This window comes from Treponema sp. (genome assembly GCF_045641405.1).
GTDB lineage: Bacteria > Spirochaetota > Spirochaetia > Treponematales > Treponemataceae > Treponema_D.
Map to the genome: position 1 here is coordinate 1 of NZ_JAZUGX010000004.1, position 21,543 is coordinate 21,543.

Annotated in this window: 15 protein-coding genes and 1 tRNA gene; 3 read left to right on the plus strand and 13 right to left on the minus strand. The window is 42.3% G+C overall.

Features of this window, described 5'->3' with window-relative positions; genetic code table 11:
- Positions 1–212: 212 nt before the first annotated feature.
- From trxA to ACKI39_RS00495, 11 genes are all read right to left on the minus strand, one after another.
- Positions 213–524, minus strand: a complete 312-nt coding sequence (trxA, locus tag ACKI39_RS00445; protein WP_407396555.1) for a thioredoxin — start codon at positions 522–524, stop codon at positions 213–215.
- 14 nt (positions 525–538) lie between these two features.
- Positions 539–1,411, minus strand: a complete 873-nt coding sequence (locus ACKI39_RS00450) for an NAD(P)/FAD-dependent oxidoreductase (protein WP_407396557.1) — start codon at positions 1,409–1,411, stop codon at positions 539–541.
- A 332-nt stretch (positions 1,412–1,743) separates the two neighbouring features.
- Positions 1,744–1,815, minus strand: a tRNA-Glu gene (locus ACKI39_RS00455).
- Positions 1,816–1,933: 118 nt separating this feature from the next.
- Positions 1,934–3,184: a (p)ppGpp synthetase gene (locus ACKI39_RS00460; RefSeq protein WP_407396559.1), complete on the minus strand. Its 1,251-nt coding sequence runs from the start codon at positions 3,182–3,184 to the stop codon at positions 1,934–1,936.
- Positions 3,185–3,309: 125 nt separating this feature from the next.
- The gene (locus ACKI39_RS00465) at positions 3,310–4,380 is read right to left on the minus strand and encodes a flagellar filament outer layer protein FlaA (protein WP_407396561.1); all 1,071 of its coding nucleotides are present in this window, start codon (positions 4,378–4,380) and stop codon (positions 3,310–3,312) included.
- Positions 4,381–4,494: 114 nt separating this feature from the next.
- Entirely contained in the window at positions 4,495–4,962 is a 468-nt protein-coding gene (locus tag ACKI39_RS00470; RefSeq protein WP_407396563.1) for a GerMN domain-containing protein, read from the minus strand.
- A 40-nt stretch (positions 4,963–5,002) separates the two neighbouring features.
- A complete protein-coding gene (locus tag ACKI39_RS00475) occupies positions 5,003–6,037 on the minus strand; it encodes an N-acetylmuramoyl-L-alanine amidase family protein (RefSeq protein WP_407396565.1) in 1,035 nt (344 codons plus the stop codon).
- 3 nt (positions 6,038–6,040) lie between these two features.
- Entirely contained in the window at positions 6,041–7,597 is a 1,557-nt protein-coding gene (locus tag ACKI39_RS00480; protein WP_407396567.1) for an ATP-grasp domain-containing protein, read from the minus strand.
- Positions 7,598–7,645: 48 nt separating this feature from the next.
- Positions 7,646–10,189: a cytidylyltransferase domain-containing protein gene (locus tag ACKI39_RS00485; protein WP_407396569.1), complete on the minus strand. Its 2,544-nt coding sequence runs from the start codon at positions 10,187–10,189 to the stop codon at positions 7,646–7,648.
- Positions 10,186–11,145: a hypothetical protein gene (locus ACKI39_RS00490; protein WP_407396571.1), complete on the minus strand. Its 960-nt coding sequence runs from the start codon at positions 11,143–11,145 to the stop codon at positions 10,186–10,188. The genes ACKI39_RS00485 and ACKI39_RS00490 overlap by 4 nt, the downstream gene beginning before the upstream one ends.
- A complete protein-coding gene (locus ACKI39_RS00495) occupies positions 11,120–12,670 on the minus strand; it encodes a spiro-SPASM protein (protein ID WP_407396573.1) in 1,551 nt (516 codons plus the stop codon). The genes ACKI39_RS00490 and ACKI39_RS00495 overlap by 26 nt, the downstream gene beginning before the upstream one ends.
- A gap of 59 nt (positions 12,671–12,729) precedes the next feature.
- Between ACKI39_RS00495 and xseA the strand changes: the two genes are divergently transcribed.
- The 3 genes from xseA to mutL are packed head-to-tail and all read left to right on the plus strand — an operon-like array spanning position 12,730 to position 16,116.
- A complete protein-coding gene (gene xseA / locus ACKI39_RS00500) occupies positions 12,730–13,935 on the plus strand; it encodes an exodeoxyribonuclease VII large subunit (RefSeq protein WP_407396575.1) in 1,206 nt (401 codons plus the stop codon).
- A gap of 17 nt (positions 13,936–13,952) precedes the next feature.
- Complete coding sequence (gene xseB / locus ACKI39_RS00505; protein WP_407396577.1) at positions 13,953–14,204, plus strand: exodeoxyribonuclease VII small subunit; 252 nt, start codon at positions 13,953–13,955, stop codon at positions 14,202–14,204.
- A gap of 1 nt (position 14,205) precedes the next feature.
- Complete coding sequence (gene mutL / locus ACKI39_RS00510) at positions 14,206–16,116, plus strand: DNA mismatch repair endonuclease MutL (protein WP_407396579.1); 1,911 nt, start codon at positions 14,206–14,208, stop codon at positions 16,114–16,116.
- A gap of 89 nt (positions 16,117–16,205) precedes the next feature.
- On the opposite strand, the gene ACKI39_RS00515 is transcribed toward mutL, so the two are convergent.
- Both ACKI39_RS00515 and ACKI39_RS00520 read right to left on the minus strand, forming a co-directional pair.
- Entirely contained in the window at positions 16,206–20,594 is a 4,389-nt protein-coding gene (locus tag ACKI39_RS00515; protein WP_407396581.1) for a tetratricopeptide repeat protein, read from the minus strand.
- Positions 20,569–21,537 (minus strand): tetratricopeptide repeat protein, encoded by a 969-nt coding sequence (locus ACKI39_RS00520; protein ID WP_407396583.1) that lies wholly within the window; start codon positions 21,535–21,537, stop codon positions 20,569–20,571. Before ACKI39_RS00520 ends, ACKI39_RS00515 begins: the two co-directional genes overlap by 26 nt.
- Positions 21,538–21,543: the final 6 nt, after the last annotated feature.

The following is a 21,543-nucleotide window of genomic DNA, read 5'->3' on the forward strand; positions in this document are numbered from 1 at the left end:
TTGAACACCTATAGTATATCTCAAGTTGGGATGGTTTTTTTATTTTTTTGTATAACCTTTTTAGCATCCACCCGCATAGCGGGTGGTTTTTTGTGAAAATACTTCGCTACGCTTCGCATTTTCACTGGCTAAAGCCATAAATATAAAGGGTTGTCCATAGCTGGACAACCCTTTTTTATTTGACTATATATAATTTTACAGTCGGAGCTCTCTTACATATTCCCCTTGATGAAATCCACAAGACCTTCTTTAGGAACAAATCCTATGTTCATACCCGCCTGCTGGCCTTTTTTCAGAACAACAACAGCCGGAATGCTCATGATGCCAAACTGTCTTGCAAGCTCTCCATTCTCATCGCAGTCACAGCTGAAAAATTTAACACTGTCCTTCATTTCCTCAGAAACTTCCTCAAGAACAGGAGCAAGCATCCTGCATGGTCCGCACCATGTAGCATTAAAGTCAATCACAGCTACATCTGCAGAAGCAGCCTTTGATACATCATTGTTTTTAATGACTTCAACCATAATCAATCCTCCATCTAGTCTTCATCTATTAAATCCGCAAGATAGGAAACAGCGCTCAATGCGGCTACATTTCCTTCACCCGCAGCCTTTATGTACTGATATGGCATTCCTGCAACATCACCACAGGCAAAGCATCCTGGTATATTTGTCCTCATATGGCGGTCTACAAAGACATGACCATCTTCAGTCTTCAATCCTGGCACCAGGCTGTCTGCTGCTACTGCATCGCGGAGAACAAAAATGCCGTCAACCTCATGCTCCCTGCCACCAGCAACAAGAACTTCTGCTTTCATGTTACCTTTTATGACTTCAGGTTTTTCATCTACTACACTAACGTTTGAAGGTATTGTTCCAGGCATAGGTTCTTTATGGAGCTTGAAATAAAGGACTTCGCTGCACAGTTCCGAAAGATAAAGGGATTCCTTCCATGCCCCGCTCTCATAAGCAAGGACTGCAACCTTTTTCTGTTTATAGAACATTCCGTCACAGGTGGCGCAATAGCTTACTCCCCGTCCCAAGAACTCTTTTTCACCAGCAAGAGGCTTTGCAAAATCTACTCCAGTCGCAAGAATCAAAGAAGAAGACTCATAATCCCCCTTGCTTCCCTTCAAGAAAAAATACCTGCCCATGGAATACACCGCATTTATTTTGTCATCAATGACGGGAACATCCATTGCTTCAAGATGTTTCGCAAAAGATTCACGCAGCTCCGTTCCTGAGATTCCAGGAAGTCCAGGATAGTTTTTTATGACACTGGCTTTTGCAACCTTTTCACTGCCCTTACCTGAGCCGAACAAAATAAGATTCTTGTTGCGTAGCTTTGCCGTAATAGCGGCACTTATACCTGCAGGTCCAGTTCCAATTATCGCAATGTCAAATCGTTCCATACCCTAAATATACTAAATAATTTGAAAAAAAACAAAAAATCGATTTAAAATAGAAAAACCTTAGCCGATTAAGCTAAGGTTTTTGATCACATCTCCCACGGGAATTGAATGGCTCTGGTCACAGACCTCCTGTCTGTTCCCGCCGCCACGTCTACATTCGCTTCCGTCGGCATCCATGCCGCCTTTTCCTCGCACCTGCTCGGCGCTCATTCCGCGGTTCAAGGAAACAATCTGACGATTGTTTCTACGAGTTTGCTTTGCAAACTCGCCTTTTGAAAATTTGATGCTTTAAAATAAAAAAACCTTAGCCGTTTAGCTAAGGTTTTTACTAACATCTCCCACGGGAATTGAACCCATGTTGTCGGGATGAAAACCCGATGTCCTAACCACTAGACGAGGGAGACATACAACGTTTCGTTGATGTTTAAGATAATATACTAATGACCAAATTATGTCAACAGGAATTTGATTTTTTTTCAAAAAAAATTGAAAAAATTTAATATCCTTTTGACACCCCCAACATTACATTCCCATATCAAACTTCTTTATAAGCTTGTTCCTCAACTCCTTAAGGTCATCATCTTCAAGTCCAAGGTTTACGGCATTGGTCACATCCTTCATGGCAAGATTATATTCTCCCATGTTGTAGTATGTAAGGCCACGGCGGTAGAACACATGGCTTTGGAAAGCATTTATTTCAAGAGACTTGTCAAAACACTTTACAGCCTCGGCATTCCTGTTCATTACAGAGAAAACTATTCCTTTATAATATATTGAACGGAAACTTTTAGGATCATATTCAAAACTCTTTGAGAAATCTTCCAATGCTGGTTCATACATATTCTGAGCAAAATACGCCATTCCGCGGTGCTTATAGATGACACTGAGAACCACATCGGGAGGCACTGGTTTAGAGTCGATGATTTGGGTATAGATGGAAACAGCCTTTTCAAAATTGCCTACGTTATGTTCATGAAGGGCCGTAAGAACAAGATCATCAATGCTACCCTTGGTAAAAGGACTATCTACAGGGCTGTCAGAGGCCTTAGAAGGGCTTTCCTTGTTCATTTCAAGAACTTCCATGGAATAGTCATCAGCCTTCTCATAGAAGGTGTTTCTGCGCGTTCCAAGCTCAGTCTGCAGTTTTTTCTGATAATCACGGATTTCCTGGAAGATTATGTCAGCTAAGGTAAGGCTTGCATTTATAGAAGCCAATTTGCGGCGCAATGGTTTGTCAAAAGGATTGAATTCAGACTTATATATAAGCTCATGTTCAACTTCCGCCCAGGCATCCTGAAGGATTGTCCTTACCTGAATTTCACAGACAAGATTTTCAGGCAATTCAACATCCGTATGAACAACAGGCTTACAGTCTTCAGGAACAGCAATAAGAATATGAACAGACTCATAGCCGAATTCACGGAACGACTGCTCTGCTCCCTTCTTTTCAATTTCCTTTACATCATAGATTTCAGAAACCTGCTTTTCGACCTCTGCAAGATCCTCAACAAAAGGACATATTACTCGAATGCCTATCATGTCCGTAAGGGTCACAAGCCGCTTGCTTTCACCAGACTCCTTGGCCTTCTGGCGGAGAATCTTTTTGTAATAGCTGTTGAAGGATTTTATGCGATTCTTGTATGTTGGATTAGAGGAAAGATGCAGGTTGTTTTTTAAGGAAGCCGTTATCTTCTCAAGGATTTCATTGAATGCAGGTCTATAAGCCTCGTAACGAACTTCAATTTCTTTTTTATTTGGTAATTCAAAACTCATGCTTCAATTATATATCAAAAAGAAATAAAAATAAACTTAAACTAATCTTTAATATTAAAGCCTAAAAAAAAGACCGTCCTAGTAGGACGGTCCATCACTAACTTTCAAGAAATCTTGTCAGTTAATTATTTTGCCTGGTCTGTAGACTGAGCGTTTGAAGCTGAATCTTCATTCAAAGAAGAAGAGAATTCTGCTTCCTGTGCCATCTTTGCCTTTTCAAGGTAGCGGTTAACCTGCTTGTTACCAAAGCGGCTCATTTCACCATTCTGGCGATCGTTTTCCTTCTTTGTGATGATTCCCCAGAGGTCTTCATCATCGATGTCGCGGTCAGATGTAAGAACTGCGAGGTCGTAGATAACCTTTACGTCCTTGAAGTATCCGATGAAGTCTGAACCGATGTGGTTAGCATCGCGGCATACCTGGAAACCTGTGAACTTAGCATAAGGAATTCCACGAGGGTAGATTGGGTAAACTCTGATTTCACGTGTGCGAACATCAGAAATATAGTCTGGGTTGTTCCAAACGAGTGTCTTCCAACCATCAAAGTAGAGATCACCCATAAGGTAGCGGCGTTCTACACCGTCTGCGTCCTTAATAAGAACATAGAGAGTGTGTGGGAAGTTCATACCCATTGTTGTACATGAAATAGACTTGATTGTACCAACGTTTCTTACAACACCATAACCATCTTCGAAGAGGTACTTGCCCTTCTGTTCGTCAGTTGGCTGCTGGCGCTTTCCGTTCTCGTCTGCGTCTGAAAGTGGTTCGTAAGCAGGGATTTCGAAAGCTGGAACGATCTTTGCATTTGCGTTGTTTGTCCATGTTGGGAACAATACGCGTACACCCATTACGTTCTTTCCAGCGAAAGGAACGTCTGCTGATTCTTTTACAGGAGCTGCTACTACCTGTGAAAGAGCTACAGAAACTGGGTTCTTAGCAGAAGAGTTGAGAACAACTTCCCACTGTGGGAGAGCCAAAGATGTCTTCATCAGGTCCTTCTGGTCACCTGTGAATGTTGCGCCTGCTGCAACAGAATAATCCATTACAGTTCTGCTGTTCTGCTGTGGATTTCCGTTTTCATCTGCACATGTGTCTGCATCGAGCTGAGTAAAGTCGATAAGAACGCTTTCCTTAGCTGTAGCAAGAGAACCTGCCAAAAGCATTGCAGCAACAGTTAAAAACAAAGTCTTCTTCATATGAAGCTCCTTTTAATACATATTTGATGTAGCCTTGTTCTTTAAGTATCTATTAAGAACCTTATTTTGTCAACTTATTTTAGTTTTTTTTAAAAAAAACTGAAATTTATGACTCTAAAACTCCTCTCCAGACACCTCTACTCCATCAATAAATATGCAAATTTTATTAAAATTTGTGAAATTCTTCACAATATTTTTACGAATCAAATCCGCGCTTCCTCGAATATCGGTGATTTCGTTATCCGTCCTTAACGCCTCTGCGGAAAGTCCAACATAGAGAACCTTTTCCTTTGCAAAACAGAATTCCAGCTTTGTTCCGCGTGAATATATCGCCTTGTACCTGTTTGTGAAGGGACCGAGCAGAAGCTCCTCTACAAAAGCGGTCACAGCCTCGTTTCTTTCCATTTTTGGGAAATATCTGGTCTCCGTGCATACTCTATCCGAATCAAAGGATCGGAAAAAGCAGATACGCCTCACCTTGTTGGAGTGGATGAAGAAAGCAGCAAGAGAAATTATGAATGATCCAATGACGATTCCCAGAAATGTCTGGAAAACCTTGTTGTTTTTTAATTCAACCTTCATTTTTATTATTTCTTTGATATTACCTGTATTTTGATCGGCTTTATTTGCCCGTGAAGCCTCTTGAACGCTCAAAATGGGTCACAAACGCCTGCAATCCATTATATATACCAAAAGATAACTTCTGCAAGTACTTGTCATCGTTGAGAAGAGCCGCTTCCTTTTTGTTGCTTACAAACCCCAGCTCAATAAGGACGCTTGGCATGTTGGAATTCTTACAGACGTACCATTCCTCAGCTTTTATGCCGCGGGAATTGGTCTGGGTTCCCACCTGTGCCGTTATACCGTCAAGAATGAATTTTGCTATAAGGATTGATTCCGTCGTGTATTCTTCTTCCATCATGCTGTTGAGGATAGGCAGAAGGCTCTTTTCTTCCCCTGCACTCTTTGCGTTCAGAACCTGCCGTCTATAACCAGGTGAAAGATACCATACTTCATACCCCGATGCCGATTCATTGAAGTTGGAATTGACATGGACTGAAATAAAAAGGATCGCCTCATTGTCCTTAAGCTTGACGCTGTTGGCAATCTCCGTTCTCTGATTGAGGGAAAGATATACATCCTTGCTTCTTGTCATGAGTATCTGCTTGTCTGGATAAGACTTCTTAAGATAATCTCGAAGCTTAAGTCCTACATTGAGGTTTATGTCCTTCTCCACAAGCTTGACGCTTTTTCCGCCTATTTTCTGAACGCTGCTTGTTCCAGGATCCTTTCCACCATGTCCTGGATCAATAAGAATGGCACCGATCCTATAAGGATTGTCGTTGCTTTCAGTCTTGAAGAAATTTTCCGCACTGTTCATGAACGAAGAATATGAAACAAGTTTTCCGTTTTCCAGAACAGGAGCCTTTTCATTGACTACGGTCTTATAGTCCTGCAGAACAAAATCATCACCCGCGTGAAAAGATATCCTATGGCCGTTCTTTTCTATCAGACCGCTGGAAGTAAGGGGATCCCAGTAGAAGGTCATGCCCGCTTTCTGTGCAGACACAAGGAAATCCGTTGTCTTTGCGTTGTCTGCAAAAAAATGTGAGGAAATAAGCAAAGCTGTAAAAATAGTCGCAAGCAGTTTTTTCATTTTTTATTCCGTGCTGTCAGCATAATACAATATAGCCTGAATTCCGCCCCTAACCAGATATCTCCAGAACTTTTCAAAATCAAGCGATCTGTGATTCGGACATATTCTGTCAAAAAGAGACAGTGTCTGTTCTATAGTCCTGTAATTCCAGTCCCTTATTTTTTTTCCTGCCAAGCTTGAAGGAATTCGACCTATACACTTTTCATCATCGTTGATTTTTTCTGCACCCTTTATTTCCTTTTCAAAGGCTGAATATTCATCTACCGTCAGATTGAATGCGCTGTAAGGAAATCCCTTTTCATGAGGAAGTTCGATATCTGCAAGGAAATCATCAGTTGCCTTGTTGCAAGGTTCAAGCCTGAGCACAATCTGAGACACTGCCGATTCCGCACCCCAAAGAGATAGCTGGCGGTTTTCAGAAAGGGTTATTACGTTTCCACATTTTTCAACGTTGTTGCGAGGAAAATCCACATCCGATCCCTCTTTTACACGGAAAAAAACATTTTTTATATATGGACTTGCGTTTGCATTATCCTGCCCATAAATCGACTTGATTTTCCCAGGTACAGAAATAAAAGCCCTTTCATGGCTGTATTTCATAGACTGAATTTCAGGAGACCTTGTGCTTTCAGGAATCTTGCCAAGGGCAATTTTCATTGCTTCCTTCGTAAGGTTCACATCGGAAGAATAGGGAAAGGTCCATCCTGACATATATCCACCAGAAAGCCTGCCTGCAATCTCGCCGATCATAGGACCTTTCTCAGTATACTTGATGTCCCCTTTTGCAACACCCGTAGTCAAACCAAGAGCATGAACAGCTTTTGTAAAGCATTCAACAAGTTCAGCCTTGACATCAGGAGAGCATTCAGACGGCATGGTATGACCAAGTTCTATGAAATATGGCTCAAAGAAAATATGGCGGTCAGCAAATCCTGTGATAGTGACATTACCATTGCAAACCAAGGCATCGATGGAAAATTCTGGACCTGCCATATAATCCTCTACAATTACCTTGCCCGTTCTTGAATATTCAATGGCTTCCTTCAATGCGGGGATGAATTCATCCTGATTACGAACAAGACGGCATCCTCGTGCACCCATGTTGTCAACAGGCTTTACCACTTTAGGAAAAGAAACATCATCAGCCGTTCCATTTTCCACCCGCGATAGATATGCGCTGTCTGCCTCAAAAAAATCTGGCGATGGAATATTGTGTCTTGCAAAGCATTGGCGCATGAGCACCTTGTTGCTTGCATTCAAGGCAGCCTGAAATGTATGAGATGGAAGCCCACATTTTTCTGCGGCATAAGAGACACTTGCACTGAAATCTGTACCTGCAGTGAAAATAGCGGCCAGTTCACTTTTCATGGAAAGTGCAAGTTCTGCTATTGCTTCACGGTCCTTAAGATCCACCTTCTCAAAGCGATCGGCAAAAGGAACGCAGACAGCATTTGGATTTGCGTCTATTACAAGAGTCCGATATCCAAGTTCTTTTGCGGCTTCGATAGAAGGTCGCTGCATAAGGCCTGCGCCCAGAATAAGAATAAATTTTTCACCCATTGTACTTCATTTTCGGCAGAAAAAAGTTCCACCTTAATACGGGCAAATCTACTTTTTCCGACAGTAGATTTCAAAGGTATCACCCAGTCTGAACATCCTGCTGTAAGAAGCAAGCAGCTTGAACATAAAAGAACCAGGCTTTATTCCCCTTTTCCTTGCCATAGGAAAACGTTCTGGATGAATTCCAGTAGACACAATCCTTGAAACCTCAAAGCCGTATTTTGCAAGAACAGTCTTTACCTTGCTCAATTCCCAGATTGAAAAATGATCCGACGGACTTTGCTCAAAGAAAGCCCTCGTATTGAATTTTGCGCTGACACCAGAACCAGAAGGTGTACTGAACGCAAAAACTCCACCTTTCTTGACAAGCTCTGAGACCTTGCTCAACACTGAATCAAGATTCTGGAAATGTTCTATTACATACCACATGGTAACGGCATCAAATTTTTCAACACCGAATTCATTCTCAAAGTTACCTTCTGGGAATGGAGTGCACACGGCAGGAAAGTTAAGGTTCTTCTGGACATAGTCAACGGCATCCTGCGAAATGTCGGCTCCAAATACCTGCCAGCCTGAATCATTTGCTGCAGAAAGGAATGGCCCCATGGCACATCCGATATCAAGAACCGACGGAGTGACAGATTTTCCAAATCTATGACCTCCTGAATGTCTATGGATGAAATCTATCTGTCCAATACGGCGAACACATTGAGCCTTGATGGATTCAAAGTCGTCGAGGTATGTTTTCCCGTACTGTTTTTCATAGTCTTCAAAGAAATAGGCACGATTATATTCAGTCTGTTTTTCCTTTACGGTCCAGCCAATGTATATCATTCCACAGTCATTGCAACGGCGGAAGGTTCTTTCAGGAATTCTTGCAATGACCTTGTTTCTTGAAACATCACTTTTCTGACAAATCGGGCACATGAAATGATTGCCGCTTGAAAGTCTTCCTGTGAATTCCGCAAGAGTCACTGAATCTTTCTCCTGTTCTTCCATATAAAGGGACTCTTTATCCTCAAGCAGCTCCTTCATTCTGGATGCTGTAATCTGGGATGGCTGCAGGCATTTGAAACCATAATCCTCGGAAAGCTGAACATGCAGAGGTGTAGTACCAAGAAGGATTACTGCACAGTTGGCTGAAGCAGCTTCAAAGGCTGTAAAACCGTAGTGGGTCACAACAAGATCATAGTTGAAAAGTTTATCCTTAAGATTTTCCACAGGGAGGATGAATTTTACGAATTTTCTAAACTGTTCAGGTAGTTTCTTTTCAAGCTTTTCCTGTTCTTCTTTTTGCGAAACTATGGCGGTCACATAGATTTCATTCTGACAAAGCGAAAGCACCGCAGGAAAAGTAAGTCCAGACGGATCTTCCCCACCAAGTACAACAAGCGCATTCCTCAAAGCCGTAGATTTCTGTTCAGGACTTCTTTTCTTTTCTGGACGAGGAATAAGATGTGGTGCAGAAATGTTTACAACCCTGTCATGGTTTGCAGAAGGAAGGATATCAAGGACATAGTCTGCATAGTCATTATCCTCGTTTCCTTCATCCATGGCAATTACAGTTGCCCGCGAAGAGAGCTTTGAAGCAAAGGCACTGTCCGTCTTGAACAGGTCAGTAATCACAACAGAGTAATAGGAAAGGTCATCAAGACTGTCTATGAGATGATATGGTTCAAGCCCATTCTCTTCAGCAGCCATTACAAGATCATTCAACTGTGGCAAATCTGCATCAGAAGGAATGTAGACATCCCATTTATTTTCAGTTGCAAGCGAAAGGCATCTTCTTAAATGCCCTGTCCCTTGTCCCTTTTTCACAGACGGTACAAGCAGGACTGGATTCTTTACGGCAGGAATTTCCAGCGCCCTGAGAATAACTTCGGTTGAATATGGTTCTTCCACAGGCTCCAAACCTGAGATTTCCTCAACTATTTCAAGCGCCCTATGATAGTCTTCCTTTGTATCGATTGTTGTCCTGTATTCTGGATGATTGTATTTTGCAGGAGCTTTTATGAAATCACATTTGTACCTGTCCGTATGGTTGTAAAGAGCAGGTCCGACATGCTCATGGTCATAGGAAAGGTCTGTTTCTTCCGCAGCCTTGAGAAGTGAGTGGGCATTGAACATCTCAACGCCTGAACCATGAGGCAATCCAGAATAAGTAAGGTAGTCTGCAGGAGCTGTCTTTTCACGTTCAAAGAATTCTTCGACCATCTCCTGTGCTGCTTCATAAAAGAGGAAAGGATTATCTGCAGTTGCACGCACAACAACATCCGCCTTTGAAATCCTGATTACATTGCAGAAGCGGTCAAGAACATCCTCAAGAGAACCTGCGTAAAAATCCCAGCCGCATTTTTTTGCAATAGGTTCCAGATCGTCTTTGCTTGCCTCATCAACAGCAAGAAAATATCTGCTTGCTTCGATTTTTTTCATTGCCGCCAAGGTCCATTCAAGGACTGTCTTGCCACCAAGAGGCAGCAGTGCTTTACCAGGTAGTCTTGTCGAGGACATTCTGCACTGGACGATTACCACCACTTTCTTTTTACCCGTGGCGATCCTCTTTATTCCCTCTGCTATTTTCCTAAGGTTCATACCTTACTCCAATTCTCAATCAATGTTACGGCATCTGTCTTAAAACGATACTGATTGTCTGCAGTCCATCTTATGGCATCTTTGAATTGAACCCAGGATTCAACAAATCCACAGGTGCTTCCAATCTTAAACCTGAAGAATGATGATCTGGAAATTTTTGCATGGTCAGAAACAAAGGAAGGAAGGATGTTCTTAAGATAGAACCTTAGATAAGAAAGTTCTACCGTCCTGTCTTCCTCAGGAACACTTTCTGAATATGAAAGCTCAAGGACATTTGAAACAGAAATAGTTTCACCCCAAAGCCACGCACGCATAAAGAAATCCAATTTCTGCCAATATTCAGAAGTTATCGTATAGTCAAAGCCGCCAAGGAGGCAGAAGGTCTCCCTATTGTAGAAACCTGCGTAGTCATAACAATAAAGAGTTGCCTGATTATCTAAAACAGAAGTCTCCTCATCGACCTTGAATTTGCCCCTATTTGCATCAGGCCTAAAAACCACAGGAATCCTATGGCCTGAATCAGACACAAGTCTGGGCGCAACACAGAACTGATTCATTGCGATGAATTTTTCCGCAAGAGAAGAATTAAAGATGAAATTTTCACCGCACATCTCTTCCTGTATGACAAGAACGTATTCGGTTTTTGCCTCGGAAAAAGCAATATTTAAAAGTTCACCTTGCGGAACGTCTTCCAATGCGACAATAAACTCAACGGTAGGAAAATGATGAGCCAACTGTTCAATGGCAAGCTGTTCACTCTTCTGATTTACAGAAATGATTTTTGCAAATCCTTTTCCCAGGAGTTTTTCAATGACAACCTGTCGGTACTGCCTTCCATTTCTGCTCAAGACAACACAGGTTACATTCGGTATCGTAATCTTAGGAGCATCTTCCGTTCCTCCGAATACCGTGTATGAGATTTTATGTTCATTAAAAATTGAAGGTATAATATTCATCACAATTCCTGCACTTTTCACCATATTCATTGGCAATATGTTTTTCCACAGTTGCAAGAGTCTTGCCCCAGATTTTTTCAATTCCCTCATCAAAGACATTTCCAATCACAGATGAAAAGGCAAACTGTCGACACAAAGGAACATCACCATTGGAAAGTATCGTCATATCCCTTTTAAGATGCCAGCAAACATTTCTTTCAAGTGGAGAAAGGTCAGCAGGTTTTCTTGCAGGCAAAGTTTTACAGCAGTCATCATATTTCTGGACTATGAGTTTTCCATTTGATGGAGAAGCTGAATCATGCCAATATCGGTAGAATGCTTCAAGTTCAATTTCATTCTCATTCATTCTTGTAAACTGAGGATAGACATTACCAGGGAAAAGAGGTGAAAGAATGGAAACCGACTGCACAGCCTTTTCAAAACATCCATTTGAAAGAACCTTTGAATACATTGCAGCTGTGGCCGAATCAATTGAAACTATCCAAATCACCCTGCTCTTAGATTGCTCCGAAATTCTTTCAGCAAGTTCAGTGGTGACCAGAATTCCATCAGTCTCGATGAGAACAGAAAGATTGTCATGCTTAAGGACTTCAGCAACATATAGTTCGACATTTTCCATAAGCAAGGGTTCTCCAAAAGCAGAAAGCCCAACAACAGCATCATCTGAAAATTCAGCTATCTGTGCCACAATCTTAGAGAATCCGTCAATATCCATGTTTCCCAAGCCAGGATTTTTATAGGAAGAATATATCGGCACTGCATTTTGCTCAGAACATATCTGAACATTGTAGAAGGCTGGCAAAGTCTGCTGTATGTCTGCACTCACCTCCGCAAGATCGGAAAGGCTTTTTGCATTCATCATAACCTGTTTTTCTGATGCCTTTTTCAGAAGACGCTGACACGCAAGGAAGTTTCTTTTTGTTCCACATGAAAAATCAAAACGGAGCATTCTGTAGTCCTTAGGGGCCAATACGGCTTCAACTTCAAAAGAATTTATATCTTTTTTAAGCACATTGAAGATACATTCGTTGCCTACCTCAGACAGTCCCGCATCCTGATATTTTTCCTTTACAAAAGCCGAAAGGATATTCAAGGTTCCTGAGTGGATGACTTCAGGTGCAAATCCATATGGATAACCGTCAGCGAATGTATATTCAGCAATATATTTTTCGTGACACTCAAGGACTTCGTTTGTAAGATAACTGTCAAGGAAAGGTCTGTCCCCGCTAGTAAAAATGGCATTCTCTGCTTTTACGGAAGACACCTCATTCGACATCGTTTCAATTATGTCACGGCAAAGCCATTTTTCCTTTATGATCACCTTTACATCATCAAGTGCTGCGTCAATTAGTTCAGACTGAATCTTTGATGAATTCGCATTTGTTGTAAAAACAACAATTCCAGAGCAATCAGGTATTGCCTTAGCCCAATCCAAAGTACGTCCAAAAGCCGATTTATTGAAAAAAACTCTATCAAAAGCGTAGGAACCATCGTTACCTGCGTATAAAAAAACTAAATTCTTCATCGCTTCATTATCGGAATTCCCTTGTCTAAATTAAATGGAATGTTTACAATCCAAAAATCATGGAAGAATTGTTCACTCAAAGAAAAGACAACACACTTACTGTCGCCCAGCTGACAAATCTCATCAAAACAATGCTGGAAAATTCTTTTCAGAACATTCTGTTAAAAGGAGAAATCTCTAATTTCAAGCCCAGCAGTGCAGGTCACCTCTACTTTTCACTTAAGGACGCAGAGGCTCAAATCAGCGCAGTAATGTTCCGTGGAAGTGCCTTGGGACTGAATTTTCAGCCTAAGGACGGTACAATGGTCCAGGTCAGAGGGAAACTCAGTGTCTACGCCCCTAGGGGAAACTATCAACTTATAATCACATCCATGGAGAAAGCTGGTGCAGGCAACATCATGGAAATGATTGAAGAAAGGAAAAGGAAGCTTGCCGCTGAAGGACTTTTTGACAGTCAAAGGAAACGCCAGCTTCCATTTTTTCCTCAGACAGTGGGTATCGTAACAAGTCCAAACGGAGCAGCCCTTCGTGACATCCTCAACATTAGAAAAAGAAGAAACGACAAGGTGAACATCATAGTTTTTCCTGCCCTTGTGCAGGGGGATACTGCCGCTCCAACCATAGTCCAGATGATTGAGACCGCAAACAGACACAAGATGTGCGATGTGCTTATCGTAGGGCGTGGCGGTGGCAGCCTTGAAGACCTGCTTCCATTCAGCGAAGAAAGCGTTGTAAGAGCTATTGCATCATCAAATATACCTGTGGTCTCAGCCGTAGGTCATGAAATCGACTGGGCACTCAGTGATTTTGCTGCAGACCGTCGTGCACCGACACCTAGTGCTGCGGCAGAAATAGTCATTCCTGAAAAATCTATGATTTTAGACAACATCGGGTTCCATAAAAACGAACTCTACAACTCGATTTCAACAAGGACAAGAAATCTTAGACTTCTTCTAAGATCCTTTGATCCAGAGAACATGCATACAAGGCTCCTCAACATAGAACAAAGATTCTCGGAACGCTTTGACAGGGCCTTTGAGTCCATGAAAAAATCAATTGAAGAACTTATAAAGGACAGAAGACATGCCCTAGAGCATTGCAGGGAAATCCTTGAGAACTGCAACCCCCAGACAATCTTTGACCGAGGATATTCCATGGTGACGGACGAGACCGGAAGGATAATCAGAGATGGTGAAAAATTGAATTCTGGGGACCAGATAAGGATTAGACCTGCAAAGGGTGAAATCACAGCAACCGTAAACTAACATATTGAGGTACATAAATGACAAACTTTGAAGAAAAACTAGAAAAACTTGAAGAACTATCTGAAAACATCAAGCAGAGCGACATCAGCCTGGAAGATGCCCTCAAGAATTTTGAAGAAGGAATCAAGATTGCAAAGACCCTTGAGAAGGAGCTTGACAAGATGGAAAGCAAAATCCAGGTCCTCATGAACGGTGGAGATGCAAAGGAAGGAAAACCAGAGCTTGGGCTTTTTGACGAAACAACAGAAATCACAGGAACCCGTTCATAAGATGGCTGAGCAACGAAGAGTACGCCTACTAGATACAGAAGTCGCAAGAAAAATTGCTGCAGGTGAAGTCATTGACCGTCCAAACGCAATTGTCCGTGAACTTATGGATAATGCAGTGGATTCTGGAGCAACAAGAATCGATGTTGAAATAGAAGAAGGTGGAATAGAAAAAATCCGTGTCGTTGACAATGGATGTGGCATGTCAAAGGAAGATCTCATGCAATGCGCAAGACCTCACGCAACAAGCAAAATTTCCACCGAGACAGATTTGCTTCATCTTTCAACACTTGGATTTCGAGGAGAAGCCCTCTCATCAATGGCGGCTGTAAGTCGACTAGAAATCATCAGCGGAGGCAACAGGATGAACGCCTCCGTCACGGAAGACCACATCATTACTCCTACATCAAAAACCGAAGGTACCATAGTCCAGACCCGTGGACTCTTTGAGAATTTTCCTGCCCGCAGGCAGTTTCTTAAGCGTCCATCAAGTGAAGGAATCATGTGCCGCAATACATTTGAGGAAAAGGTACTTCCAAGGCCAGACATCGCCTTCACTTTCTCAAGCGATGGCGAGGAAAAAGTAAATCTTCCTTCAGGACAGACTTTACGGGAACGTTTTGTTCAGACAAACCAATTCTTTGAAAGTGACGATCTTTTCTATGAAATACAAAGCGAAAAACCCAGCGATAAGTTCTCATTCACTTTAATCATCGGCGAGCCTTCCGTAAGTCGTCCAACACGAAAAGATATTTCAATCTATGTCAATGGACGAAAAATACAGGAATACTCGCTTATACAGGCAATTGTCTATGGTACTCAGGGATACTTTCCAAATGGAACATATCCCGTTGCTTGTCTTTTTGTACAGATGGATTCTTCCTTGGTAGATTTCAACATACACCCAGCAAAAAGAGAAGCAAGGTTCAAGGACATAAATTCTCTGCATCATGAAGTAAGTACCGCGACAAAAAATTTCTTCAAGCAATACACGGTCAGAACAATGCTCTCGAAGAACGAACAGCAGACAATGGACAATTCTTCTCTTGCGGAGCTTGCGTACAACACAGAAGGCAATGAACAAAAAAAACTAAATGCCTTTGAGACGCCAGACCTTTATTTTGAGGAAAAGAATTCGATATCATCGAAATACACGATTAAAGGAACGCCTAACACATCGGCATCCTACGGCAATGTAAAACGAAGCTATGATGGTATAGGTTCATCACCATCATCAAATGGCAACCGATCAAGATTTTTTGGAGTGCCAGATTATTCCACAGCTAAAAGTGAAGAGATCGTGCTGGAAAACAGATACAAACCAAATTATCTTCCAGACAACATCACAATAGGATCCGAAGAACAGAATGACGATGGATTCCATTTTGTCGGCTGTACAATGGGAACTTTTCTTATTGCAGAAAAAGAAGGCATTCTTTACATAATTGATCAACATGCGGCACACGAAAGGATGCTGTATGATCAGCTTATGGCAGAAGCAAAGGAAACACAGAAACTTCTGGTTCCTTATGTTGTCCAGACAGACAATGATGCGGATGACAATTACATCGAGGCAATAAAGGACAAACTTAAGGAAGCTGGCTTTGAATGCACAAACTGCGGAAATGGAAGATGGGAATTCACCAGCGTACCTGCACGTTGGAAAGGGAAAGAAACAGATCTTAAGAAGGATGTTCTTGACCGTAGGATAAGTCCAACAGACCTCATCAATGCCGCCGCCGCTTCAACTGCATGCCGCTCGGCAGTTATGGATGGAACCATCCTGGACAATCAGACGGCAGCAACAATTGCCCGTGGAGCATTGCATCTTCCAGATCCACACTGTCCTCACGGTCGTCCTGTATTCACCACTATTACAAGGGCACAGCTATTTGGTCTTGTAAAACGCACATAAAAAAGGAATGCCTAAAAAGCTCAGCAGGTCAAACCTCACAATTTGAACTTTTAGGCATTCCCTCCCATTTCACAGGGGCCATCGGAACTTTAGTATCCAAGCTCCTTAAGCATTTCTTCTACCCTATCAGCCTTGTAGTTAGGTGCACTGACCTTAAGCTTGGCAAGACATTTTGCAGCAGTGTCACCATCACCCTTTTCATATGCGATACTTGCAAGTTCAAAAAGATGGTCATTGTTCTTAGGTTCTTTTGAAATAAGATCCTGATAGACAGCCTTGGCATTAGGATAATCCTTTGCAGCCGCATAGCTTCTGGCAAGATTCTGTTTGACCGTAAGGTCATTTGGATTGATCTTAAGGGCATTTTTGTAATGCTCCACAGACTTCTGATAGTTTGAAATCTTTCTGTATGCACTTCCGAGATTATTGTTAACCTCAAAGTTGTCGCTTTCAACATTGTAGGCATTTGTAAGAGCAAGAATTGCATCAGTATCCTTGTTCTGCTTCAAGTAAATTGCTCCAAGATTCGTATTTGCCTTGACATGCTTTGGATCAAGCACAAGAACTTCACGATAAAGCTTTATTGCTTCATCATCCTTTCCAGTATCCTGCATCTGCAGTCCATAGTTATAGATTATGTTGGCCTTAACAGAAACTTCAGTTTTCTCTCTGGCTTCATATGCCTTCACCGCATAATCAAGGGCTTCATTCTTTTTATTCTGATCATACATGATCGTTGAAAGATTGTAATATGTAAGCGCGTTCTTTTCCTTAGTTGCATCAGGACACTGAAGTGCTTTCTTAAAGTAAGTCTCAGCCTGTGCAAACTGTTTTTTCTCAACACAGCATGAACCAAGCTCCTGATAAATCTGGGCACGATTAGGATTGATTGCCAACGCCTTTGTAAAGGCATCCATTGCTTCATCATATTTCTTCATGTCCATCAAGATATGACCCTGGCCGATATAGGCATTTTCATGAGAAGGGTTTACCTCGGTAGCCTTTCTATAGAATCCAAGGCTATCATCCTTTCTCTTGAGCTGTTCACTTACATATCCAGAATTGTAGTAAGCTGGCGCAAAATGATCGTTGATGCTGATGCAGGTCTTAAATGCATTGAGAGATTCATTGTATTTTTTCTGCATGGCAAGAATACGCCCCAGCTGATAATAATACATATAATTTGCAGGATTCTTTGCAATGGCTTCATTAAGAAGTCTTTCTGCCTCAATGAAATTTCTCCTATTGAGAGCATCGATACCTGCAATGTATAGCGTATCAGGATCAGAAGAAGAGAACTTGATGGCGCTTCTGGCTTTTTCACCAGAAAGAGCTTCGAGCTTTTTCTTATCCGCACCATCCGCCTTTTCAGAAGCATCATACAAGGCCTTAGCCATTTCATCCAGCTTTTCTGCCGAATACTTTGGATCATCCGCTGGAAGTTTTGCCTCTGCATTGGCAAATTCCCTTGCCGCACCGTCAATATCTCCCTGATCAAGGAGTTTCTTTCCACGCGCTATGGAATCTTCTATTTCTCTTCTTAGCTGAGCATCTGCATTTTTTGCAGCCTCTTCCAGTTTTCTTTTATCTTCCGCAGCTTTCTTTGCAGCCTCTTCTTCCTTGGCTTTTCTTTCAGCCTCAGCCTTCTTTGCTGCTTCTTCCTGAAGTCGTTTCTCCTCTGCGGCTTTCTTAGCGGCCTCTTCTTTTGCCTTTTTCTCAGCAGCTGCCTTTATAGCGGCTTCCTGCTTTGCTTTCTTTTCTTCAGCGGCTTTTCTTGCAGCTTCTTCCTTACGGAACTTTTCCTCCTGTTCCTTTCTTATCTGCTCTGCAAGTTTTTCTTCCTCTGCCTTCTTTTCAGCAGCCTCCTTTGCCATGCGTTCCTGCTGCTGTCTACGGGCAACTTCTTCTTTAGAAAGAACAGGTTCACCGTTTTCATCATAACCAAGCAGACCGAGATCGACACCGTTTTTCTTAGCTTTGCTTACGGCATCTTTCTTAAGGTTGGAGATTCTTTCCTTAAGTTTCTTGCTTGCATCATCATTTCCATTTGTTTCGATGGAATTGAGGAGCGTAAGAGCCTCGTCATAACGACCTTCCTTGATAAGCTTTTCTGCAAGTGTTGCCTTTTCATCATCAGTCATGTTTTCACCCAATGAAAGAATCTGATTCTGCTTCTTAAGCCGTTCAGCACGGTCCTTAAAAGCCTTTGCTTCAGGACTGTTGTCATCAACCTTTCCTATCTGGTCAAGGATTGCTGCTGCAGCATCATGGTTTCCATCCTTCATGAGTCTTTCAACCGTATCAAGGATTTCATCACCACGACCGTCTTCAATTGCCTTTTTTACAGCATCTCTCTTTAGGGAATCTATATCCTTTCGAAGCTGTTTAGAATCAGGATCGTTACCAGCAATATTTGCAGAGCTGAGAAGCTCAAGAGCTCCAGAATAATCACCATCGTCAATCATCTGTCTTGCACTCTTAATGATTTCATCAGTTTTGCCATTCTGAACAGCTTTGTTCATCGTTTCATTTTTCTTTGCGTTTACCTGATCGCGAAGGGCGTTTGCTTCATCGGAATTTCCAACTACATTTATCATGCTTAGAAGTTCAAGAGCAGCAGCATTATCTCCATTGTCGTTAAGAGAATCCGCAGTACCGAATACATCATCAATTCGGCCTTCTGCAAGAGCTCTTTCCACAGTATCCTTCTTCAATGCTTTAAGAGAATTTCTGAAAGCCCTGGATTCAGTGTCATCACCTTCTGGTTTAATTGAACTGAGGAAACCAAGCGCTGTGTTATAGTCACCGTCAGAAATCATCTGCTTAGCCTTGGAGAGTATTTCTTCCTGTTTTCCATCAGCAACGGCTTTTTCAACGGCTTCCTTCTTAAGCTTAGAAAGTCTGTCTCGAAGGGCATCAGAATCCGCATCTTCTCCCTTCACATCCACATAAGAAAGGAGTTCAAGAGCTTCAACGCTGTTTCCGTTTGAATTCATGTTGGCGATGGCATCAAGAAGTTCATTTCCCTTTCCATTATCAAGAGCTTTCTTAACGGCTTCCTTTTTGAGGGCGTAGATCTGATTTCGCATCATCCTTGCTTCTGTGCTGTTTCCCTTGATGTCAAGAAGACTAAGCAGCTCAGCGGCAGGTATTTCTTCATCTGAATCTATGAGTTGCTTAGCGGCATCGATTACATCCTGAGCATGACCTTCAGCAACGGCTTTATCAACGACAGATTTTTCAAGACTTCTCAGTTTTTCCTTCAAGGTCCTTGAGCTTTCATCGTCTCCATCAAGATCAGTTCCGATGGCAATAAGCTTCAAGGCATCTCCGTATTTTCCCTTTGTTTCAAGCTCTTCTATCTTCTTAAGGATTTCATCAACCTTTCCATCAGCAAGAGCCTTTTCATACCCTTTTTTTACAAGCGCAACAATTTTTTTTCTTAGGGCAATGGAATTTTCATCGTTACCGTTGACATTAAGCCCCGCAAGTATTCCAAGAGCCTCAGCGCAATCTCCCTGTGCAATAAGCCTTTCGCAATATGCTATTATATCCTCAGGAGAAGTCATTGTTGTATCTGTGCGAGAACCAGAGAAAAACTTTACTCCGATGCCGATACCTGTTCCAAACAAGGCAAGCAACAGGAGAAGCAAAAGCAAAAACTTCTTCTTTCCTTTTTTTTCTTCTGGCTGTGAGTAAGATGTTTCTGAAGTTTTTCTAAGACCAGAATTCTGCATCATCTGATCAAGGGCACGATAATCATCATCTGACTTTTCATTTTTTTCAGGTTCTGGAATTGTGTCAGATGATTTTGTCAAAGATTCTTCTGCTCCAATATCTGTCCCCAGTTTTTTTCCAGGAACAGCCTCATAAGTTTCCTCATTTACAGAGACTGACATTCCGCCTTTTGAAGAATCCTTTACTTCTTCATTCTGAACAATTGGTTCCGATATTTTTTCTGCAGATCGTGATTCATCGACCACAGGAACATCTTTTTCTTCAACAACAGAAACTGCTGCAGTTTTCTTTATCATGACGCCTGTAGGAGATAGTTCTGTTGACTTAGCGGCCTTTGTCGCCGTCTTTTTTACAGCGGCAGTCCTAGTCCTTGCAGTCTTTGGCTCGCTTGCCTTTGCAACAGAAGACTTAGAATCAGCCTTTTTTGCAGCCGATGTTTTTGCGGCAGCTGTCTTTACCGTTGTAGTTTTTTTAGCAGCCGAAGAAGCAGTTCGCTTTGCAGGTGCCTTTGCCGCAGTTTTTTCCGAGCTTTTTGACGCAGCAGTTTTCTTTGTCGCTGAAGTCTTATTTTCTGTTGATTCAGTCTTTGCAGCAGTTTTCCTTACAGTCGTTTTTTTTGCTTCCGCAGGCTTTGATTCACCTGTTTTAGACGCCGTAGATTTTCTAGCAGTGGTCTTTGCTGCAGTTTTCTTTTTGGTCTGTTCTTTTTCTTCGCTATTCAAGTTCTGTTTCGTAGCCATAATCTATTGTTCCCTCCGCACCTGCGTTCATATTTGAGCTTCCTGAATTCTGCAATGATGCAGCAACGTCTTCCAGGAGTTTTCTTCTTCTTGCAGCATCTTCCTCCGCCTTTCTAGCAGCTTCGGTTGCACGCAATGCAGATTCAGCCTCCCTTCTTGCAGCTTCTTCTTCTCTTCTCGCAGTCTCTATTCTCTGAGCTTCCTGAGCCGCTTTCTGCTCCTCGATAAGCTTCCTCAATTCTTCCCGTTGTGCCTCAAGCAACGCAGCCTGTTCAGCAAACTTTTCATCAAGCTGTTTCTGCAAAGCAGCATCAAGCTCCTTTGCTTCCTTTTCCTTGGCAGCCTTTTCTGCATCAGCCGCAAGCCTAGCCTCTTCAGCTTCAATACGCTTCTGTTCGGCAAAAATGCGTTCTTCCTCTTCCTTCAATCGCTGCTCTTCAGCAATTCTGTCATCCTCGGACTTTTTCCATCCTTCCAGGAGAGCAATGATCTGTTCGATCTCTGGTTTCTGCCTGTCATTTGGAGAAAGGTCAAGATAAAGCTTATAGTCCTCAAGAGCCGCAAGGAATTTCTGCTGCTTCAGCTCCGTATTCGCCCTGTTCAAGACAGGAGGTGCATAGATTCTGTTTGCAGCTATGGCAAGTGAATACCATCGTTCCGCCGTGTAATAGTCGCCTAGGTCAAAGCATACATTCCCCGCATTGAATGCAAGAACCTTCTTGTCCGTACCAGAGACCTTCATTCCGTCCGAGCAAACCTCAAGGCTTTCCTGATGCATCCCCATCTTGTGATAAGACAAGGCAAGATAGTTGTATGCCTTTGGATTTCCACCCTGACTGATGGCATTTTTAAGAAACGGAACTGCTTCCTCCACCTTGTTCTCCTTAAAAAGAGCTTCCCCCTTCAGGAAATCAGCGGACTGACAGAAACATATTCCACCCATGATAAG

Coding starts and splice junctions, on each gene's coding strand:
- trxA (WP_407396555.1), bottom strand. CDS start 524: ATGGTTGAAGTCATTAAAAACAATGATGTATCAAAGGCTGCTTCTGCA.
- ACKI39_RS00480 (WP_407396567.1), bottom strand. CDS start 7,597: ATGGGTGAAAAATTTATTCTTATTCTGGGCGCAGGCCTTATGCAGCGA.
- ACKI39_RS00470 (WP_407396563.1), bottom strand. CDS start 4,962: ATGAAGGTTGAATTAAAAAACAACAAGGTTTTCCAGACATTTCTGGGA.
- ACKI39_RS00515 (WP_407396581.1), bottom strand. CDS start 20,594: ATGGCTACGAAACAGAACTTGAATAGCGAAGAAAAAGAACAGACCAAA.
- xseA (WP_407396575.1), top strand. CDS start 12,730: ATGGAAGAATTGTTCACTCAAAGAAAAGACAACACACTTACTGTCGCC.
- mutL (WP_407396579.1), top strand. CDS start 14,206: ATGGCTGAGCAACGAAGAGTACGCCTACTAGATACAGAAGTCGCAAGA.
- ACKI39_RS00465 (WP_407396561.1), bottom strand. CDS start 4,380: ATGAAGAAGACTTTGTTTTTAACTGTTGCTGCAATGCTTTTGGCAGGT.
- ACKI39_RS00490 (WP_407396571.1), bottom strand. CDS start 11,145: ATGAATATTATACCTTCAATTTTTAATGAACATAAAATCTCATACACG.
- xseB (WP_407396577.1), top strand. CDS start 13,953: ATGACAAACTTTGAAGAAAAACTAGAAAAACTTGAAGAACTATCTGAA.
- ACKI39_RS00475 (WP_407396565.1), bottom strand. CDS start 6,037: ATGAAAAAACTGCTTGCGACTATTTTTACAGCTTTGCTTATTTCCTCA.
- ACKI39_RS00485 (WP_407396569.1), bottom strand. CDS start 10,189: ATGAACCTTAGGAAAATAGCAGAGGGAATAAAGAGGATCGCCACGGGT.
- ACKI39_RS00520 (WP_407396583.1), bottom strand. CDS start 21,537: ATGGGTGGAATATGTTTCTGTCAGTCCGCTGATTTCCTGAAGGGGGAA.
- ACKI39_RS00460 (WP_407396559.1), bottom strand. CDS start 3,184: ATGAGTTTTGAATTACCAAATAAAAAAGAAATTGAAGTTCGTTACGAG.
- ACKI39_RS00450 (WP_407396557.1), bottom strand. CDS start 1,411: ATGGAACGATTTGACATTGCGATAATTGGAACTGGACCTGCAGGTATA.
- ACKI39_RS00495 (WP_407396573.1), bottom strand. CDS start 12,670: ATGAAGAATTTAGTTTTTTTATACGCAGGTAACGATGGTTCCTACGCT.